Below are 18,751 nucleotides of genomic sequence, written 5' to 3'. Positions count from 1 at the left end.
AGCCCCATCAGCAGCGATACTGTACCGGGTGGCCGCCAAGATCGGGGCGGGGTGATGCTGTACCGATATCCGTCTGGCTGCCTTGCGACCGGCCGTCTCTCTGCCCAATTTCCAAGAGCGCTCCTGTCCTGCCGGGGTCGCGCCCGCGGCGTCGCGGTGCAGGGGGGCGAGGTTCGTCCGCATACCCGCCGCATGCCCGCCGGATGGAAGTCCGGGCCGTGCCCGGGAAGGTGCGGGCAGCGCGCTCATCACCGGTCGGCGATTCGCGCCGGCGCACTCCGATGAGGCTCAGGGTCCGTTCGTCGCCGCGTCCACATTCCCCTTGCGGTCAATCCGCGCGGGCAGTTATCCGTTTCGTGCCATTTCTTGTGATATGTGTCCAGTGATCCCAAACCTCGAACAAAGGGGAGAAGTGGACAGAAGACGCTTCATCCAAGCCGGTTCGGCCGTGGGGAGCGCCGTGCTCCTTCGGGGCCTCGACGCGGCCACGGCGGCCCAGGCCGCCCCGCGGCAGACGCTTCCGCCTGTCATGGACCCGCTGTACCTCAACCCGATCGCTGATCCGCATGCCATCCCGCGCTTCGTGAACGCGCTGCCGCGACCTTCGCGCATCGACGTGACGGCAGGCGGCACCCGGACCCTGCGGGCGAGCCCGGTCACCCAGGACCTGCTCGGCGGCGGACTGGGGCTCGTCACCCCCGTCTGGGGCTTCGGGCAGAGCGGACGCCAACGCGACCCCGGGGTGTCCGTGAGCTATCCCGGCCCGACCTTCGTGGCGCTCAAGGACCAGCCGGTCCATGTGCGGTGGGTCAACGACCTGCCCTTCCGTCATCTGCTGCCGGTGGACACCACGATCCACTGGGCCTTTCAGCACACCGACTACACCATCGCGGAGAACGGTGTGCCGTCCGTGGTGCACCTGCACGGCGGACACACCGAACCCCAGAGCGACGGCCACCCCGACGCCTGGTACACCGTCACCGGCACCCAGGGTCCGCGCTTCGCGGGAACGCGGTTCACCTACGGGAACACCCAGGAAGCCGCCACCTTGTGGTACCACGACCACACACTGGGCATCACCCGGCTCAACGTCTACGCGGGGCTGGCCGGCTTCTACTTCCTGCGCGACCGTCATGAGCTCTCGCTCATCGAGGACCATGAGCTGCCCAGCGGGCCGTACGAGATCGAGCTGGTCATCCAGGACCGGATGTTCTATCCGGACGGCCTTCTCGCCTACCCGGACGTCCCCGCCGATTCCCCCGACTGGCCCGGTGGGCCCTCCGTCCAGCCCGAGTTCTTCGGCCAGGTCATCCTCGTCAACGGAAAGGCATGGCCCTATCTGGACGTGGAGCCCCGCCAGTACCGGCTGCGCCTGCTCAACGGTTCGAACTCACGCTTCTACCGGCTCTCCGTCGACGGGAGGTGGCCCTTCCCCGTCACCCAGATCGGCACCGAAGACGGCTTCCTGTACCAGCCGCTCCTCCTGGACGCACCGCTGGTGATCTCTCCGGGGGAGCGGGTGGATCTGGTCGCGGACTTCCGCGGCCTGCGGGGGTCACAGTTCACACTCACCAACGACGCCCCGACACCTTTCCCCGACGGGACCCCGGTCGCCCCGCCCGCCAACGAGATCCTTCAGCTGCGGGTCGGCCTGCCCCTGGACCAGAAGGTGCCCGAGCCGCAGCTGCCGAGCCCCCTGCGCAAGGCGCCGTTCACGGTCGACAAGCCGCCGACGCGCACCCGCCAGCTGTTGCTGCTCGAAGAAACCGACAGCTTCGGACGGCCCCGTCCGCTGCTGGGCACCGTGGAGCAGGGCGCGCTGGCCTGGTCGGACCCGATCACGGAGGACCCCGCGCTGAACACGGCGGAGATCTGGGAAGTCTTCAACACCACCCCCGACACCCACCCGATCCACCTGCATCTGGTGCGGTTCCAGGTGCTGGACCGGGCGCCCTTCACCGCGGACCAGGACCCGCGGACCGGTGCGCTGACGAACATCCAGGTCGGTCAGGCCCAGCCGCCCGACCCCACCGAGCAGGGCCCGAAGGACACCGTGCGGATGGCGCCTGGCCAGGTCACCCGGATCAAGGCGCTGTTCGACAAGCGGGGGCTCTACGTCTGGCACTGCCACATCATCGAACACGAGGACAACGAGATGATGCGAAACTACCAGGTCACCTGAGCGCGGCTCGGCCGGGATCCATCCCGCCGACGCCCACGGTCTCGCACCGCGGGCGTCGGCGGGAGAGCCCAAGGTTTCCGGAGTAAACGAACCGACGGCAGGCGCTGAGAATTCTTATCGGAGCCCTTACTCCACGCTGTCACCACACTGGCTATGCGTTGTAGTGCGCGGTTCTAGGGTTTTGGCATTCGCGGACGCCAAAACCCGGCGGTCCGTTCGCCGATCGGCAGTGGCCGTTCCATTTCCCTGGAGGACTCCTATGAACGCCAAGATCCGCGCGCTTGCCGCCGTCCCGGCCATCGCTCTCGTACTCTCGCTCTCCGCCTGCGGCGGCTCGGACTCGAAGGACGATGCGAAGGACACGGCGGCCGAAGCGTCCGCCCCGGCCGGGGGCGGCGCGGCCGAGGGAGGTGCCGCGGCTGGCGAGGCAGCGGGTGGTGACGACGACGGAAAGGTGGAGCCACCCCTGACCGGGGAGATCAAGTCCAAGGCCGAGAAGGCGGCGCTGGCCGCGCACCCCGGCACCGTCCTGAAGTCGGAAGAGGACCAGGAGAACCCCGGTCTGTACGCGGTCGAGGTGAAGAAGGGCGACGGTACCTCGATAGAGGTCTATCTCGACAAGAGCTTCAGGGTCGTCAAGACCAAGGAGGAGGGCACCGAGGAAAACGAAGGCTGACCACCCGCGGGAAGCCTTTATCGCTCTCATCAACCCTTGAGTGGTTCTGGTGATTTCGCCACCCGGCGGATCTGAGGTCTGTGACCCTGTCGACATGCGTGTCTTGCTCATCGAGGACGACGACCGGGTGGCCGGACCGGTGGTGGAGGGGCTGAACCGCTTCGGGTTCACCGTGGACCACGCCCGTACCGGCGCCGACGGCCTGGCCGCCGCCGAAGCGGAGATGGTGCTGCTGGACCTGGGGCTCCCCGACATGGACGGCATCGACGTCTGCCGGGCCCTCAGACTCCGCTCCCAGGTTCCGATCATCATGATCACCGCCCGGAGCGACGAGGTCGACCGCGTGCTCGGCCTGGAACTCGGTGCGGACGACTACCTCTCCAAGCCCTTCGGCGTACGGGAGTTGGTCGCCCGCATCCGGGCCGTCACCCGGCGCGCCCGGCCCACCACCCCGGGCGTCGGTCAGGCCACCGCCCCGGGCGTCGGCCAGGCCGCCCCGGGCGTCAACCGGACCGCACCGGACCCGGTGGGCGGATTCGCCTCCGGACATGCCGCCGGGCTCCAGCACCTGGGGCCGCTGACCATCGACCGCCGGGCCCGCCAGGTGACCCTTCACCAGACGTCCGTCGCACTCGCCCCCAAGGAGTTCGACCTGCTTGCCTACCTCGCCGAGGATCCGGGCGCGGTCTACTCCCGCCAGCAGATCCTCGACACCGTGTGGGAAGCCAACTTCTTCGGCCCCACCAAGACCCTCGACGTGCACGTCGCCGGGGTGCGCCGCAAACTCGGCGACTCCTCCTGGATCGACAACATCCGTGGCGTCGGCTACCGCCTCACCCCGCCCCCTGAAGCGCCCGGGGCCACCTCACCGGAGAGCCGGGGAGAGGCCCGGTGACACACCGCCTCCTCCTCAGCTACCTCAGCCTGATCCTGCTGGTGCTGCTCTGCCTCGAAGTGCCGTTCGGCTATGTGTACGCCAGCGAGCGGATGTCCCGCTTCTCCAACACCGGCCGGCAGGGCGCGGTGATGCTCGCCGAGGTGCTGGAGGAGAACGTCGAAGAGGACGCCGCCTCCGACGTACCCCGGTTGGCGGCGAACTTCGCACGCAGGACCGACAGCCATGTGGTCGTCGTGGACCGCACCGGAAGGGTGCTGACGGACTCTCGCGACGCCGCCCCCACCGGCGCGGACCTCTCCGCCGAACCGGACATCGCGCGGGCACTGCGCAACCGATCCACCTCTGGCACCCGCCGGGATCCCGTACTGGACGGGGAAGCCTTCTCCGCCACCATGCCGGGAAGTTCCGGAACCACCGTCCGCTGTGTGGTACGCGTCACCTACCCCCTGGCCGCGGTCGAACAGAAGATCCGTGACGCCTGGCTGGTGCTGGCCGCCGTCGGGGTCGGCGTCCTGGCCGCGGGCGCCCTGATCGCCTTCGCCCTCGCCCGCTGGATCACCCGCCCCGTCCGGGCCCTGGAACGTGCCACCACCCAACTCGCCGACGGCACCCTCAAGGATCCGCCCGCCACCGACCTCGGCCCGCCCGAGCTCCGGCAGCTCGCTTCCTCCTTCACCCACACCGCCTCCCGTCTGCAACATCTGCTGCGCGCCCAGGAGGCGTTCGCCTCCGAGGCGTCCCATCAGCTGAAGACGCCACTGACCTCGCTGCGTCTGCGACTGGAGAACTTCGAGCCCTACCTCGACCCCCGCGCCCAGGGCAGCCTCGACGAGGCCGTGGGCGAAGTGGAACGGCTCGGCCGCATGGTGCACGGTCTGCTCGCCCTCGCCCGGCTGGAGAGCTCCGCCACCACCCCCGAACCCACCGACCTGGACACCGTCGTCGCCGACCGAGCGGCCATGTGGACCGCCTTCGCCGCCGAACACCTCGTCGACATCGCGGTCTCCGGCCCTGGCATCGGCCATGTGTGGGCGATCCCCGGCGCCCTGGAACAGATCATCGACAACCTGCTCTCCAACGCACTGCGGATCTCACCCCCCCGGATCCGTCATCACCCTCACGAAAACCCCGGTGGGCGAGGATCCCCGCGTCCCGGCGAACGTCGCACTGCATGTGATCGACCAGGGACCCGGCATGAGCGAGAGCGAACGGCGACGCGCGTTCGACCGCTTCTGGCGCGCCGCGGACGCCCATCACGACGGCACCGGACTGGGGCTGCCCATAGTCCAGCAGCTCACCCGCGCCGGCGGCGGCGACATCACCCTGGACGCCGCGCCCGGCGGCGGCCTGGACGCCGTCGTCCGTCTCGAACCCGCGGACCCCCGCCGCCCACCATCCGCCCGCCGCCCGTACGCCGCCGCCCGCGCCCGGCACGATGCCACGCCACCCGCGTGGATGGGCTGAAATCCCCGGAGCCGGCGGGCGAGGGCCGCGGCGTATGCCGGGAGTGCCGAGGAGGGGAGGTCGTGGCGGGCATCCCCTCCTCGGCGTATGCGGTCAGCGCAGGCGCAGGGCCTCGCGGACGGTGGTGAACAGGTCGGTCTGGTCGGTCACGCCGAGGACGCGGTACGCCTCGGGCCCCTGGGCGGCGATGCGCACCTGGGTGCCGGTGTGCTCCTGGGACTGACCCGGGGTGTTGGTGGAGTAGTTGACCTTGAGCTGCTGGCCCTCATCGGTGACGAGGGTGGAGGACAGACCGGGCGGGGTGGCCTCCAGCGGCACGATCTGGCTGGTGTGGCCGTGGTCGGCGGTGGTGACCACGAGGGTGTCGGGGTGCTTGGCGGCGTAGTCGCGGGCCACCTTCACCGCGCGGTCGAAGGCGGCGGTCTCGCCGATCTGGCCGCACGGGTCGGCCGCGTGGTCCTGCTTGTCGATGGAGGCGCCCTCGACCTGCAGGAAGAAGCCGTTCTTGGAGTGCTTCTGCTTGGCCTCGAGCAGCTGGATCGCCTTGGTGGCGGAGTCGGCCAGGCTCGGCGTGCCCGCCGGGCGGCCGGAGTTGGAGGTCGCACACCGCTGAGGGGCCGTACCGCCGACCGCGGCCGCCTTGCCGGTCCATTCCACCGGAACGTTGCCGGAGGCGAACAGGCCCAGCACGGGCTTGCCGGGCTTGGCGCTCTTCATGCCCGCGTCGTCGGTGACGACCTGGTAGCCGAGCTTCCGCGCCTGCTCGGTGACGGTCATGCCCTTGAACGTGCCGTCGGTGACCTTCTGGTCGAACCGCGCCTTGCCGCCGCCGAGGAGGACGTCGACCTTGTGGTTCACGGACTGTTCGGCGATCGAGCCGGGGCCGCCCGCGGCGATCGTGTCGGTGGGGCACTTGGCCATGTCGGCCGGGCCCTGGCAGGAACGGTCGGTGGCGTGGGAGGCGAGCACCGCGGGGGTGGCGTCGGTGAGCTCGGAGGTGGTGACGCTGCCGGTGGCGTACCCGTTCTTCTGCGCGAGCTCCAGGATCGTCGGGACCGCCTTGTCGGTGCCCGGCGTCTTGGAGATGCGTCCGTTGACGGTCTTGCGGCCGGTCGCCCAGCCGGTGCCGCTGGCAGCGGAGTCGGTGACGTAGTCCGGGGTGCCGTCGGCGTGGACCGCGTAGGTGGTGTAGGCGCCGGTGAGCGGGAACTTGTCCAGGTTCAGCCGGCCGTCGGCCCCGACGGTGTAGTCACGGGCCAGCGTCATCTCCGAGTCACCCATGCCATCGCCGATCAGCAGGATGACGTTCTTCGCCTTCCCGCCCTTGATGGCGCTCCGGGCCTGCTCCTTGCTGTCGAAGGCGCCGGCGGAGGTGGTGGCGGCCACGGCGGCAGCGGCGACGAGGGTGGCCGTGGCGAGGGTGAGGTGACGACGGGAGGGTCTGTGCATGGGAGCAACTCCTTGAAGGGTCAGGAGACAGGTGTTGATGCCAACGGACCCCAAACCATCAGTCATTGGTGAACCGATGGGAAAGCCTTGGCCCCGTTTTTATTTCCACTGCATGGCGCGGACGGCGGATGCTCCGGCTCGGTCGGCCCCAATTAACTTGCGTGTCACCCAACAAGTTTATAGGCTGCTCCTCATCCTGAAGGAGGTTTTGATGATCGAGATGGATGAGCGGGCCCTCGACACGCTGCTGGCCGAGGACCCCGGCGGCCCCGTGGTGATGCTGAACCTGCTGCGGTTCCGTCCGGACGGTGGCCGCGAGAGCTACCAGCGCTACAGCGAGGCGCTGGGTTCGAAGATCCACGATCGGTACGGACTGCGGGTGGAGTACCTGGGGGACGGCGGTCGCGCCCTGGTCGCCGAGGACGGGCAGGCGTGGGACACGGTGCTCCTGGTGCGCTACCCCAGCCGCCGGGCGTTCGTCGACATGGCCCGTGACCCCGACTACCGGGCGGCGGCCCATCTCCGTGCCGAGGCGCTGGTGGAATCGGTCCTGCAGCCCACCGTGCCGCTCCAGGGCGGGGTGGCCTGATGCCCGCGGTCTTCGTGCACGGCAACCCCGAGACGGCGGCCGTCTGGGATCTCCTGATCGCCGAACTGGAGGCCGCCGGTACGGCTCCGGACGATCTGGTCCGGCTGTCCCCGCCCGGGTTCGGGGCACCGCTGCCGGACGGGTTCGGGGCGACCGTACGGGAGTATCGCGACTGGCTGATCGGCGAGTTGACACGCTTCGCCGAGCCCGTCGACCTGGTGGGCCACGACTGGGGCGGCGGACACGTCCTCAACGCGGTGATGAGCCGTCCGGACCTCGTGCGCAGCTGGGCCAGCGACACGATCGGGGTCTACGATCCCGAACACGTCTGGCATGAGCTGGCCCGGCGATGGCAGACACCGGGGGTCGGCGAGGCCGATGTGGCCGAACGCTTCGGCGCGCCCCTCGAGCGGCGGATCGCCACGCTCGTCGAGCGGGGGATGGGCGAGGCGGTGGCCGAGCGGGTCGCCGAGGGCCAGAACGAGGCGATGGGCCGGGCCGTGATCGCGCTCTACACCTCCGCCACACGATCGGTGATGAACGAACTCGGCCGGGACCTGGAGAACGCGGCCCAGCGGCCGGGGCTCGTGTTGCTCGCCACCGAGGACCACGTGGTCGGGACCGTCGAGCAGCGACGCCGCGGTGCGCGCCGGGCCGGTGCCCGGGTGGAGGTCCTCGACGGGCTGGGCCACTGGTGGATGACGCACGACCCGCGCCGTGGCGCCGAGGTTCTCACCCGCTTCTGGGCGTCACTGGACCGCGGGTAGCCGCGGGTGGGGTGCTGCCGTACACCCGAGGGTGCTGCCACCCACCCGAGGGTGCTGCCACCCACCCGAGGGTGCCGCCGTACACCCGAGGGTGCTGCCGTACACCCGAGGGTGCCGCCCCCGCCCATGCCGATCCCGCCGATGGGCCGGGGGAGGGGGCGTGGCGGCCGCCTCACCTCCGGGGCAGAACGAAGGGCGGCTCACGCGGTGGCGGCTCAGGGCCACATCAGCTCATGGCGCCAGGCGCCCGAGCCTGCGCCGGTGTCCCTGCGGTATGCCACCCGGTGGTGCACCCGGTCGGCGCTCGCCTCCCAGAACTCCACCTCGGTGGGGGAGATGGCGTACAGCGTCCAGCTCGGCGGGCACGGCACGTCGTCCGGATGGGCCGTGCCGAGACGGTCGAACTCGGCCAGTGCGCTGGGCCGGTCGGCGAGCGGGCCCTGGCGGTGCAGATGGGCGGCGAGGCGGGACGCGCGGCCGCGGTCGGCGAAGTCGGACTCCGAGGCGGCCCGGTCCAGACCCGCCGCGGTGCCCACGATCCGCACCTGGCGTCCGACGGCCGGCCAGTAGAAGTGCGCCGACACGTTCGCGTTCGCCGCGATCTCGCGGCCCTTGCGGCTGTCGGCCGGTGTCGCGAAGTACAGACGGTCGTCGTCGATGTCCTTGACGATCAGGACCCGGCTCGACGGCACACCCGACGCGCCGACCGTGCACAGACTCATGGCGTGCGGCTCCGGCTGCCCCGCCGCGTCCGCCGCGAGAATCCACTCCGCGATCACCGGCAGAGGGTTGTCCGGGAGGCCCGTCTCACGGAACTCGGTGGGCCGTACGTTCGCGAAGACCGGAATCGACCGGAGTCTGGTGCGCATCGCCTCGTTCACATGCCAGGACCCTACCCGCGAGCACCGCGTTGCCGGAAGTGATCCAGATGGCTACGTTCGGCTCCATGGCGGATGACGAACGCACCCGCGCGGCGCGATTGGTGGATGCCCAGGCGAAGGCCACCCGGCTCTTCGCGGAGATCGAGGAGCGCGGGCTGGTGGCGCCCGGGGAGGGGGAGCGGGCGGTCAGCGACCGGATCCGGGACCTGGCGAACGAGATGTTCGGCACGACCCGGCACTGGCACAAGCGGATCGTGCGCTCGGGGCCGAACACCCTCATGCCGTACCGGGAGAATCCGCCGGACCGGGTGATCGGTGCGGACGACATCGCGTTCGCCGACTTCGGGCCGATCTTCGAAGAGTACGAGGCCGACTTCGGAAGGACGTTCGTCCTCGGCGACGACCCGGTCAAGCACCGGCTGCGGGACGATCTGCCCAGGGTGTTCGCCGCCGGGAAGAGCATCTTCGAGGGCGACCCGGAGATCACCGGTGAGCGGCTGCACACCGAGGTCGGCCGTCTGGCCGCCGAGGCCGGCTGGGAGCTGGGCGGCTGGCACGCGGGGCACCTGGTCGGGGAGTTCCCGCACGAGACGATCGACGGTGCGGACGTGGAGTCGTACATCACGCCCGGCAACGGCACACCGCTGCGGCGCACCGACCGGACCGGGCGCCGCTGCCACTGGATCCTGGAGGTCCACCTCGTCGACCGGCGGCGGGGGTTCGGCGGGTTCCACGAGGAACTGCTCACCTTGTGATCGGTCCCCGGTGGCGAGTGCGAACTCGGCGCCGCGACGACGTACCTCAGCGGCGTCGCGCCGGTCGCCGGCCCGGCGGCTGGGCGGGCTCGGGGAGGGCGGTGGGCGGGTCGAGGGGGCGGGTCAGCGGGGCGTTCTCGGAGAGGGTGAGGAGCTCGCCGCCGTGGCTGATCCGGATGGGGTCGCCCTGCCTCAGCAGGTACGTGACCTGCTGACCCGTGATGTCGACCCGCAGACAGCTCTGCCGGACCCGCAGTGAGAAGGCCAGCCGGTGGAGGCTCTCGGGCAGCCGCGGCGCGAAGTACAGGACGTCCCCGTGGTCGCGCAGGCCGCCGAAGCCGGCGACCAGGCCGATCCAGGTGCCCGCGAGGGAGGCGATGTGCAGGCCGTCGCGGGTGTTCCTCTCCAGGTCCGCCAGGTCCATCAGCGCGGCCTCGCCCAAGTAGTCGTAGGCCAGGCGCAGATGGCCCACCTCGGCGGCCATCACACACTGCACACAGGCCGACAGTGAGGAGTCCCGGACGGTCAGCGGCTCGTAGTAGGCGAAGTTCCGCGCCTTCTCGTCGGGTTCGAAGGCATCGCCGCACAGGAACATCGCCAGCACCAGGTCCGCCTGTTTGACCACCTGCTTCCGGTACAGGTCGAAGTACGGGAAGTGGAGCATCAGGGGATAGCGCTCGGGTGGTGTGGCCTTGAAGTCCCATACGTCGAGCCCGGTGTAGCCCGCCGACTGCTCATGGAGGCCCAGCGCGTCGACGTACGGCACGGACATCGCCCTGGCGGCATCACGCCATGCGGCGGTCTCCGCCTCGTCGACACCCAGCGCCGCGGCCTCCGTGATGTGGCGCTCGGCCACGTCGGCGGCGGCTCGCAGATTCGCCCGCGCCATGAGGTTGGTGTACGTGTTGTCGTTCGCGAGCGCGCTGTATTCGTCGGGGCCGGTGACGCCGTCGAGGTGGAAGCGGCCCCCGGAGTCGTGATGGCCGAGCGAGTGCCACAGCCGGGCCGTCTCCACCAGCAGTTCCACCCCGGTCCGCCGCTCGAAGTCGGTGTCGCCGCTGGCCCGGACGTAGCGCACGGCGGCCGCGGCGATGTCCGCGTTGATGTGGAAGGCCGCGGTCCCGGCCGGCCAGTATCCGGAGCACTCCGCGCCGTCGATCGTGCGCCATGGGAAGGCCGCGCCGCGCAGTCCGAGCTGCCGGGCGCGCTCCCGCGCCGCGGGCAGGGTGTTCCGCCGCCAGTGCAGGGCCTCGGCGACGCAGTTCGGCGAGGCGTAGGTGAGCAGGGGCAGCACGAACGCCTCGGTGTCCCAGAAGGCGTGTCCGTCGTAGCCGGAGCCGGTCAGGCCCTTGGCCGGGATCGCCCGCTGTTCGGCCCGGGTGCCCGCTTGCAGGACGTGGAACAGGGCGAACCGCGCGGCCTGCTGGATCTCCGCGTCGCCGTCGACCTCGATGTCGGAGTGGTGCCAGAAGCCGTCGAGGAACTCGCGCTGCTGATCGACCAGCCCCTGCCAGCCGGTGTTACGCGCACCGCTGAGCGCCGCCTCGACCTGGTCCCGGACGGCCGGGAGCGAGCGGAATCCGGACCAGCCGTACGCGACGAACTTCTCGATGCGCAGCCGCTCACCGGGGTCGAGCACGGCGGTGACGGTCACGCGGCCCACGTCATCGGCGCTCTCGCCGGAGGTACGGGTGGATCCGGGGCCCCGCACCACATGGTCGGCCGCGGCCGCGACCCGCTGCCCGCTCGCCGCCGTACGGTGCACCAGGCGCAGCCGCAGGTCGAGCGCGAAGTTCTCCTCGGGCTGCAGGCATGACTCCAAGGCGGCGCCGACCCGGGGATCGCCGCCGAGGGTGGGCAGTTGCTCATTGGCGACGAGTTCCGACTGCACGACCACGTTCGTCCGGTCGTCCAGCGGCTCCACCTCGTAGGCGATCGCGGCGATGGCGCGCTGGCTGAAGGAGATCATCCTGGTGGAGCGCACCCGGACCGTCTTGCCGACCGGCGAGGTCCACTCGCAGACGCGGTGTAGTAGTCCGGTACGCAGATCGAGCACCCGCTCATGGGAGCGCAACCGGCCGTAGCGCAGGTCGAACGGTTCGTCGTCGACCAGCAGCCGGATGATCTTGCCGTTGGTCACGTTGATGACCGTCTGGCCGGACTCTGGGAAGCCGTAACCGCCCTCCGCGTACGGCAGCGGATGCTGCTCGTGCACACCGTTGAGATAGCTGCCGGGCAGGGCGTGCGGCTCGCCCTCGTCGAGGTTGCCGCGCCAGCCGACATGCCCGTTGGACACCGAGAAGACGGATTCGCTCTGGGCCAGTACGTCCAGGTTGAGCTCGGTCTCGCGCAGACACCACGGCTCGACGGCATAGGCATGGTGGCTGATCACTTGTGACCCTCCAGCAGCTCGTAGAGGTCCGATGCCACACCGCGCGTTGTGTCCAGGATGCCCCACTTCGCCGTATTGGCGATTCTATCGGCGATATCACCCGCGCGCCGTGGCGGGCTGTCCCATGGCATCGACCTCATCCCGGCTCCGGTCGAGGCACTGGGCGAGGCAGCGGGTGTGCGACAGCCCGAAGATCCCGTAGAGCAGCACACCCAGTCCCATCAGCGCCGGTACGAGCCAGAATCCGGTGCGGGGCTGCTCCCCGTAGAGCGTCACACCGAGACAGAAGCTCACCGAGGCGTCGCCCAGTGTCAACGCGGGCTGCGAGCCGATGAGCGGGCCCCCTTGCATGGCCACGCCGAGCAGGAACAGCGAGAAGGCGCCAATGGCCGCGAAGCTGTACGTCTGCCAGGCGGTGAAGAAGGCCACGGCGCCCCGGGCGGAGAGGATGTTCATGGCCGACTTGACCAATGCCGCGGTGACGGCGTTTCCCACGGCCGCGGCCGCCGCGAGGGAGGCCGCCCGCATCAGACCGGCGGGGCGCCGCAGACCGGTGAGCACGAGGGCGGCACCGATCCCGCCGGTGACCGCGAGCGCGGGCGGCCACCAGATCCCGGGCACCTGATCGCGCCCTCCGGTGGGAGCCAGCGAGAGGAGGACCAGAGCCAGTCCGGCGACGACGCAGGCCACACAGAGCCATGCCCTCCGCGACAGTCCGACATGAAAGACCATTCCGCCGATCACCAGGGCGAGGGGGAGCTCGAGAATGAAAATGGGCTGTACGGCGGCGAGTGATCCGGTGGCCAGGGCGAGCGCTTGAAAGAGGGCGGCGAAGATGACGCCGAGCATTCCGCCGAACCAAACGGGAGTGTGCATGAGGTCGCGGATCAGCCCGAGGCGCAATGACCGTGACGCGGGAACGGTGAGCGCCGCGCGCCGCTGCAACACCGTTCCGAGTGCGTTGCTGCCGGCCGCGAGCAGAGCAAACATGATCGACAGCAGAATCAACGCCATGGGCACCACTCCCGGGCTCGCGCTTCTTCGTCACGGTGCGCTCCCTCGGACCTTCGGCCAGGCTACGCCTTCCGGGGGAGCGCCCGGGATCGCGCGGGAGCGCCTGGGATCGCGCGGGAGCGCCTGGGAGCGCCTGGGATCGCCCGGGATCGCACGGGGCGCCCGGCCTCCGCCGACAACCGGCGGAGGCCGGGCGCCGTAGCCGCGCTGAGTCAGATCACGCGGCCCCGGCGTCCCGGAGGCCGGCGGCGACGTCCGTTACGAGCGCGGGCTGAGTGCCGGGAATTTCGTCCGGTCATAGGAGGACCCATTGGCGGTCATGAACTCCGGATATCCGCCGTCGAGACGGGAGAGATGGTCGAGCAGAATGCCCTCGCGCAAGGCCCATGGGCAGATGGTGAGTCGTTTCACCGCCATGACCTCCATGGCGGCCTCCGCGACGATGGCACCGGCCAGACATTGATGCGCCCTGGAGGCGGAGATGCCACGCAGCTTCGCCCGCTGCCCGTCCGTCCTGACCGCCAGCCGTGACACCCAGGGCACCAGTTCCTTACGGCTGAGACTGTCGGCCGCGGGCAGACCGTTGCCGGGCCGCGGGGTTCCGGCGAGGCGGGCCAGTTGCGCGAACGTCCTGGACGTGGCGACGCAGGTGAGGGGCGTCGGCTGGGCGCGCAGTTCGGCGGTGGCCTGGCCGAGGGCGGAGCGTACGTGCCGGCGCAGCGCCTTGACGTCCCGCTTCCGCACCGGCGTGGCATCGGGCAGATGGTGGCGGGTGAGCCGGTCGGCTCCCAGCGGCAGGGAGATCGCGAGAGCGGGGTCCGTGCCGCTTCCGCAGGCGATCTCCAGGGAGCCGCCACCGATGTCCAGGAGCAGTATCCGCCCCGCCGACCAGCCGAGCCAGCCGCGTACCGCCCGGAACGTCAGCCGTGCCTCCTCCACGCCGCTCATGTAACCCACGCGGATACCGGTGGCGGCCTCGATCTCGTCGAGCACCGCGTCCCGGTTGGTCGCGTCCCGCACCGCGGAGGTGGCGAAGGGGATCAGGCGGTCGACGCGGTGGGCGGACGCGGCCGCGGCACTCGCGGTGACGGCACCGACCAGGGACCGGATGGCCGCGCGCGGGATCACCCCCTGGCGATCGGTCGCGTCGGCCACGCGGACCGGCTGTTTCCACGAGCTCACCGGCTCCGGAGGGCTACCGGGGAACAGGTCGGCGATCTTGAGATGGACGGTACGGGATCCGATGTCGAGCACTCCACAACGCATCCGTGATGAGTGCCCTGGCCTGACATGTTCCAGACGTCGGATGATCGCTTGCCGTCCGGGGATCCGCGGCGTTCCGCTCCGCCGGGCCCGCCGCCGGCCCGCCCCGCCGCTACTCCGGGCCCGCTCCGCGCCGTGGCCTCGGCGGCCTGCGGCGGTGGCTGGTGTCGCACCACGGATAGCGTGCGCTGCGGCCGCACAGACACACGGCCGCCATGAAGCGGTCGGAGCGCACCACGCTGCCATCGGGCAGGGTGACCTCGACCGGTCCCTCGATCAGCATCGGGCCGTCGGTCCCCAACCGCACGCTCACCGCCTGATCACACCTGTCGTTCGGCACGGATCACCACCAGCTCTTCCTTCGTCTCGCCCGGGGCGATCAGCCCATGGGCCGCCAGCCAGGGGGCCTGCTCGCGCAGCACCGGCCCGAAGGGGATCGTGCGGCGGTCGGCCACGGCCGCCCGCAGTCCCGCCCCCGCCGACTCCAACCGTTCCACCGTACGATCCGGGCCGCACAGCCCCGAGTGCACCAGGAGCAGCACCCCGCCGGGGCGCAGCAGCGGTGGCGCGTCGCGGCAGATCCGGTCGACCACCGCCCGCCCGTCCGCACCGGCCCGCCAGGCCACGCCACGGCCCCGGCGGCTCCGCCGCCCCGCCACCGGCACATACGGCGGATTGGCCACGATGAGATCGAACCTGCGGTCGGCGACCGGTGTCAGCAGATCGCCCTGGAGGACACGCACCGGCAGCCCTTTGAGGCGGGCCCGCAGCCATGTGGCGCCCACGGCGAGCGGCGAGACATCGACCGCGGTCACCTGGGCCGCGCCGCGCCCGGCCGCGGCGAGGGCCAGGGCCCCGCTGCCGGTCCCCACGTCCAGCACCGCCGTCTCGGCCGTGATGTCCTCCCGCAGCAGGGCCTCGGACAGCAGCCATGTGTCGTCCTGCGGGGCGTACACACCTGGAGGCGTCTTGAACATCATCAGCGGCGAGTACCCCCGACGGGCCGTGACGTGCGCGTGGGATGTGATGCGCTGGTACGCCCTGCGGTCCGGCGTCCGGCCCGAAGTCGTCGAAGCGCGGGGTGCCCGCGTCCTCGAGCATCACGGCCCACCGGTCTTCGTGTCGCTTCTCCTCCAGGGGGAGAGCTGTTGGGGGGTTGGTGGGTTCGTTTACGCTGTCGCTCGCTCGAACGGCGAGAGACGGGGTGACGGGGAGCATGTCCCGACCGGACCATGACCGTGGTCGCTTGGCGGTTCCACCCGTTGGGGTGGGGCGGCAACCGGGGTGGCCGACAACTCCGCCACCACACCGCCCCTTGGGGGCCGCCGATCCCGCCACGGCCGGTCCGTACCGGCTGGAGGCGGTGCTGGGCGCGGGGGGAATGGGCCGCGTCTACCTGGCGCGTACGCCGGCCGGCAGCGCGGTGGCGGTCAAGGTCGTGCACCGCGAATACGCGGGCGACGCGTCGTTCCGTAAGCGCTTCGAGCAGGAAGTGGCCGCGGCCCGGCGGGTCCAGGGTCTGTACACGGTGCCGGTGGTGGACGCGGATCTGCGGGCCGAGGAGCCCTGGCTGGCCACGGCGTACGTGCCCGGACCGTCCCTCCAGCACGCGGTCGCCGAGAGCGGGCCGCTGCCGGCCGACGCGGCGCTGGGGCTGATCGCCAGGGTGGCCGAGGCCCTGCAGTCCATCCACGCCGCCGATGTGATCCACCGTGATCTGAAGCCCTCCAACATCATCCTCACCGCCGAGGGACCCAAGGTCATCGACTTCGGCATCGCCCGAGCCGCGGATGTCACCGCGGTGACCGCCACCGGGATGCGCACCGGAACGCCCGCCTATATGGCGCCCGAATACATCAGGGGGCAGGACGTCACCGAAGCCGGTGATGTGTTCGCCCTCGGTGTGATCGCCAGTTTCGCGGCCACCGGACGGCTCGCCTTCGGCGGCGGCTCCGACCACAGCGTCATCTACCGCATCCTGGAGCAGGATCCCGACCTCGACGGCTGCCCCGAGCCCCTCCGGGCCATCGCCGCCCGCTGCCTGGAGAAGGACCCGGCGCGGCGGCCGACCCCGGCCCAGGTCATCGAGCAGTGCGGCCGGGCCGACACGACGGGAGTCGCCGACGCCGTCGCCGACGCCCACACCCGCACCGTGGTGTCGCCGTCAGGGCCCGAGCGCGCGACACCCGGCCCGCCCAGCGCCCCCGGCCCGCTCCACGCCCCCGGCCCGCCCAGCGCTCCCGGCTCGCCCGACGCCGAGACCCGCACATCACCGCCGCCGCGCGGATCCGGGCCCGCCGCCCCCGTACCGCCGCCGTCCGCCCCTGCCGCGCACGACCCGGACCGGGGCGCCGCTCCCGGCGGTCCCGCGACCCCACCGGGCCCGGACACCTCGCCGAACCCGCCGGTCCCGGACCCGCTCACCACACCCGCGCCGGGGCTGCCCGTCCTGCTCAGCGGGGTCGGGATCCTCGTCCTCGCCGTCGTCCTGATCGCCGTCTACCTCCCCGGCTCTTCCCCCGACCGCGGGCCCAGCCTCCCCTACCGCACGATCGGGCCCACGTCCTCCCTCGGCCCCACCGGCAAGTCCAGGACGGCCGAGGGGCTGGCGATCAGCCCGGACGGCAAGACGCTCGCCACCGGCAACGACGAGGGCGAGGTGCGGCTGTGGAATGTCGCCGACCGCAAGCCGGGAGCCACCTTCACCCAGCGCGACAGCGTCGGCAATAAGGGGTTCGCGAACCGCGAAGTGGCGTTCAGCCCCGACGGCAAGCTCCTCGCCGCCACCAATACGACCGGCTGGCTGACCATGTGGGACGTGGCCGAGCACCGGCAGATTCGCTTCCTCGGCACCACGGTCGATGCCGGCGAAAAGGTGGCCTTCAGCCCGGATGGCAAGCTGTTCGCCACCGGCAGTCAGTCCGGCCCGGTGTTCCTGTTCGACACCAACAGCCGCAAGGACAAGATGCTCGCCTACTTCGACCAGGAGGCCGATGTCACGGGCGTGGCCTTCAGCCCGGACGGCCGGACGCTGGCCTCCGCGGGCGACGACTCCGGCAGCAACCTCACCCCGAAACACTCGGTGCGGCTGTGGGACGTGGTACACCGCGATCCGGAACCTTACGGCCAGGGCGATCCACGCGTCACCATCTCCCCCGCGCAAGGAGTCCTGAGCCTGGCCTTCAGCCCGGACGGCAGGACGCTCGCCACCGGCAGCTACGACCGCAAGGTGCGGCTGTGGGACGCGAAGACCGGCCGTCAGCGAGCCACCCTCAGCGACTCCCTCATCGCATCGGAGGTCAACCACCTGGCGTTCAGCCCGGACGGCAGGACGCTCGCCATCCCCTCCGAATACGGACTGCTGCTGTGGAACGTGGCCACCCGCAAACCGCGCGCCTTCCTGTCGACCAGCGAGAAGGGGGCGGCCAACGTGATCCAGGACGTGGCCTTCAGCCAGGACGGCCGGCTCATCGTGGGCAACGACAGCAAGCACCGCAGGGTGTACCTGTGGAAGAACCCGTACCGGGCGCGCTAGGGCCTGTCCGGGGTCGCCCCGCGGCGGTTGACCCTGACGCAGGGGCAACCTCGCAGCATGGCCGGCATGACGACGACGCGCCACTTCACCGTCCACCACGACGGCGTCACGATCCCGGTGTCCCGCGGCGGCCGGGGACGGCCACTGGTCCTGTGCCCCGGCCTCAACTCCACCCAGGCCGATCTGCGCGAGCTGATCGAGCTTCTGCGGCGCGACCACGACGTGGTGACCTTCGACCTCCGGGGCCATGGCCTCGCCTCCGCCGCCGACCGGTACTCCTTCGACGCGTTCCGGAGCGATCTCTTCGCCGTGCTGGTGGGGCCGGGACGCCTTCACCTCCCCTCGCCGCCCGTACTCGTGGGCTACTCGCTGGGCGCGGATCTGGCCGTGCACTACGCCTCCGAGTGCCCCGACGCGGTCGCCGGGCTCGTCCTCATCGACGGGGCGAACCCGCTGCCCGAACCGTTCATCACCGACGCCGACCTGCCGGAGTTCCGCGCGATGGCGGAGGACCCGGCCATGTGGCGGGAGATCGAGCGGGCCAGGGGCACCGCGCGGCAGGTGTCGCTCAGCGCCCGGGACATCCTCGATCTACAGCTCGAGATGGATGTGGTGCGGGCCGGAATCCTGGACCGGTACCGGAAGATCGACCGGCCGATCCACATGATCATGTCGGCCGCGATCGCGGGCGACGGCACCGAGGGGCGTGCGCCCCGGCACAACCGGCTCTGGCGCGCGGGCGTCGACCGGCTTGTGCATGAGCGGCCGGACACCTCCGCGACCTGGCTCGACACCGGCCACCGGCTGGTGTTCACCCACGCCAGGGAGATCTCGGAGATCATCCGCCGCGCACACCCCCCGGCCGACGAGACGGCTTCATAAGCGA

16 protein-coding genes and 1 pseudogene are annotated in these 18,751 nt (G+C 70.9%); 10 read left to right on the top strand and 7 right to left on the bottom strand.

Features of this window, described 5'->3' with window-relative positions; genetic code table 11:
- The first annotated feature begins 460 nt into the window (after window positions 1-460).
- The 5 genes and pseudogenes from NP777_RS33240 to NP777_RS48215 all read left to right on the top strand — a co-directional run bounded on the left by NP777_RS33240 (window position 461) and on the right by NP777_RS48215 (window position 5,220).
- On the top strand, window positions 461-2,182 hold the full coding sequence (locus NP777_RS33240) for a multicopper oxidase family protein (protein ID WP_256653881.1): 1,722 nt from the start codon (window positions 461-463) through the stop codon (window positions 2,180-2,182).
- A 259-nt stretch (window positions 2,183-2,441) separates the two neighbouring features.
- Complete coding sequence (locus NP777_RS33235) at window positions 2,442-2,858, top strand: PepSY domain-containing protein (protein WP_256653880.1); 417 nt, start codon at window positions 2,442-2,444, stop codon at window positions 2,856-2,858.
- A gap of 94 nt (window positions 2,859-2,952) precedes the next feature.
- Window positions 2,953-3,753, top strand: a complete 801-nt coding sequence (locus tag NP777_RS33230) for a response regulator transcription factor (protein ID WP_256653879.1) — start codon at window positions 2,953-2,955, stop codon at window positions 3,751-3,753.
- Window positions 3,754-3,845: 92 nt separating this feature from the next.
- Window positions 3,846-4,598 (top strand): annotated as a pseudogene (locus NP777_RS48220) (HAMP domain-containing protein); the annotation flags it as partial.
- A 181-nt stretch (window positions 4,599-4,779) separates the two neighbouring features.
- Window positions 4,780-5,220 (top strand): sensor histidine kinase, encoded by a 441-nt coding sequence (locus tag NP777_RS48215; RefSeq protein ID WP_308405291.1) that lies wholly within the window; start codon window positions 4,780-4,782, stop codon window positions 5,218-5,220.
- A 93-nt stretch (window positions 5,221-5,313) separates the two neighbouring features.
- Here NP777_RS48215 and NP777_RS33220 read toward each other — a convergent pair whose 3' ends face one another.
- Window positions 5,314-6,669, bottom strand: coding sequence for an alkaline phosphatase (locus NP777_RS33220; RefSeq protein WP_256653878.1), 1,356 nt, complete (start codon window positions 6,667-6,669; stop codon window positions 5,314-5,316).
- Window positions 6,670-6,880: 211 nt separating this feature from the next.
- Between NP777_RS33220 and NP777_RS33215 the strand changes: the two genes are divergently transcribed.
- Window positions 6,881-7,258, top strand: coding sequence for a DUF1330 domain-containing protein (locus tag NP777_RS33215; protein WP_256653877.1), 378 nt, complete (start codon window positions 6,881-6,883; stop codon window positions 7,256-7,258).
- The gene (locus NP777_RS33210; protein WP_256653876.1) at window positions 7,258-8,025 is read left to right on the top strand and encodes an alpha/beta fold hydrolase; all 768 of its coding nucleotides are present in this window, start codon (window positions 7,258-7,260) and stop codon (window positions 8,023-8,025) included. Before NP777_RS33215 ends, NP777_RS33210 begins: the two co-directional genes overlap by 1 nt.
- Window positions 8,026-8,240: 215 nt before the next feature.
- On the opposite strand, the gene NP777_RS33205 is transcribed toward NP777_RS33210, so the two are convergent.
- A complete protein-coding gene (locus NP777_RS33205; RefSeq protein WP_256653875.1) occupies window positions 8,241-8,894 on the bottom strand; it encodes a pyridoxine/pyridoxamine 5'-phosphate oxidase in 654 nt (217 codons plus the stop codon).
- Window positions 8,895-8,971: 77 nt separating this feature from the next.
- On the opposite strand from NP777_RS33205, the gene NP777_RS33200 reads away from it, so the two are divergent.
- Window positions 8,972-9,661: a M24 family metallopeptidase gene (locus NP777_RS33200; protein WP_256653874.1), complete on the top strand. Its 690-nt coding sequence runs from the start codon at window positions 8,972-8,974 to the stop codon at window positions 9,659-9,661.
- 46 nt (window positions 9,662-9,707) lie between these two features.
- On the opposite strand, the gene NP777_RS33195 is transcribed toward NP777_RS33200, so the two are convergent.
- The 5 genes from NP777_RS33195 to NP777_RS33175 all read right to left on the bottom strand — a co-directional run bounded on the left by NP777_RS33195 (window position 9,708) and on the right by NP777_RS33175 (window position 15,310).
- Window positions 9,708-12,053: a glycoside hydrolase family 65 protein gene (locus NP777_RS33195; RefSeq protein ID WP_256653873.1), complete on the bottom strand. Its 2,346-nt coding sequence runs from the start codon at window positions 12,051-12,053 to the stop codon at window positions 9,708-9,710.
- A 96-nt stretch (window positions 12,054-12,149) separates the two neighbouring features.
- On the bottom strand, window positions 12,150-13,067 hold the full coding sequence (locus tag NP777_RS33190) for a DMT family transporter (protein ID WP_256653872.1): 918 nt from the start codon (window positions 13,065-13,067) through the stop codon (window positions 12,150-12,152).
- Window positions 13,068-13,325: 258 nt separating this feature from the next.
- A complete protein-coding gene (locus NP777_RS33185; protein ID WP_308405290.1) occupies window positions 13,326-14,321 on the bottom strand; it encodes a Ppx/GppA phosphatase family protein in 996 nt (331 codons plus the stop codon).
- Window positions 14,322-14,442: 121 nt separating this feature from the next.
- Window positions 14,443-14,643, bottom strand: coding sequence for a CDGSH iron-sulfur domain-containing protein (locus NP777_RS33180; protein WP_391858627.1), 201 nt, complete (start codon window positions 14,641-14,643; stop codon window positions 14,443-14,445).
- Between the two features lie 7 nt (window positions 14,644-14,650).
- Window positions 14,651-15,310: a HemK2/MTQ2 family protein methyltransferase gene (locus NP777_RS33175; protein WP_256653870.1), complete on the bottom strand. Its 660-nt coding sequence runs from the start codon at window positions 15,308-15,310 to the stop codon at window positions 14,651-14,653.
- Window positions 15,311-15,546: 236 nt separating this feature from the next.
- Here NP777_RS33175 and NP777_RS33170 point away from each other — a divergent pair, with 236 nt between their 5' ends.
- Both NP777_RS33170 and NP777_RS33165 read left to right on the top strand, forming a co-directional pair.
- Complete coding sequence (locus NP777_RS33170; protein ID WP_256653869.1) at window positions 15,547-17,865, top strand: WD40 repeat domain-containing serine/threonine protein kinase; 2,319 nt, start codon at window positions 15,547-15,549, stop codon at window positions 17,863-17,865.
- Between the two features lie 66 nt (window positions 17,866-17,931).
- Window positions 17,932-18,747, top strand: a complete 816-nt coding sequence (locus NP777_RS33165) for an alpha/beta fold hydrolase (protein WP_256653868.1) — start codon at window positions 17,932-17,934, stop codon at window positions 18,745-18,747.
- The last annotated feature ends 4 nt before the right edge of the window (window positions 18,748-18,751 follow it).

It is taken from the genome of Streptomyces rugosispiralis (genome assembly GCF_024505145.1).
Lineage (GTDB): Bacteria > Actinomycetota > Actinomycetes > Streptomycetales > Streptomycetaceae > Streptomyces > Streptomyces rugosispiralis.
This window is presented reverse-complemented; position numbering and strand designations above follow the sequence as displayed.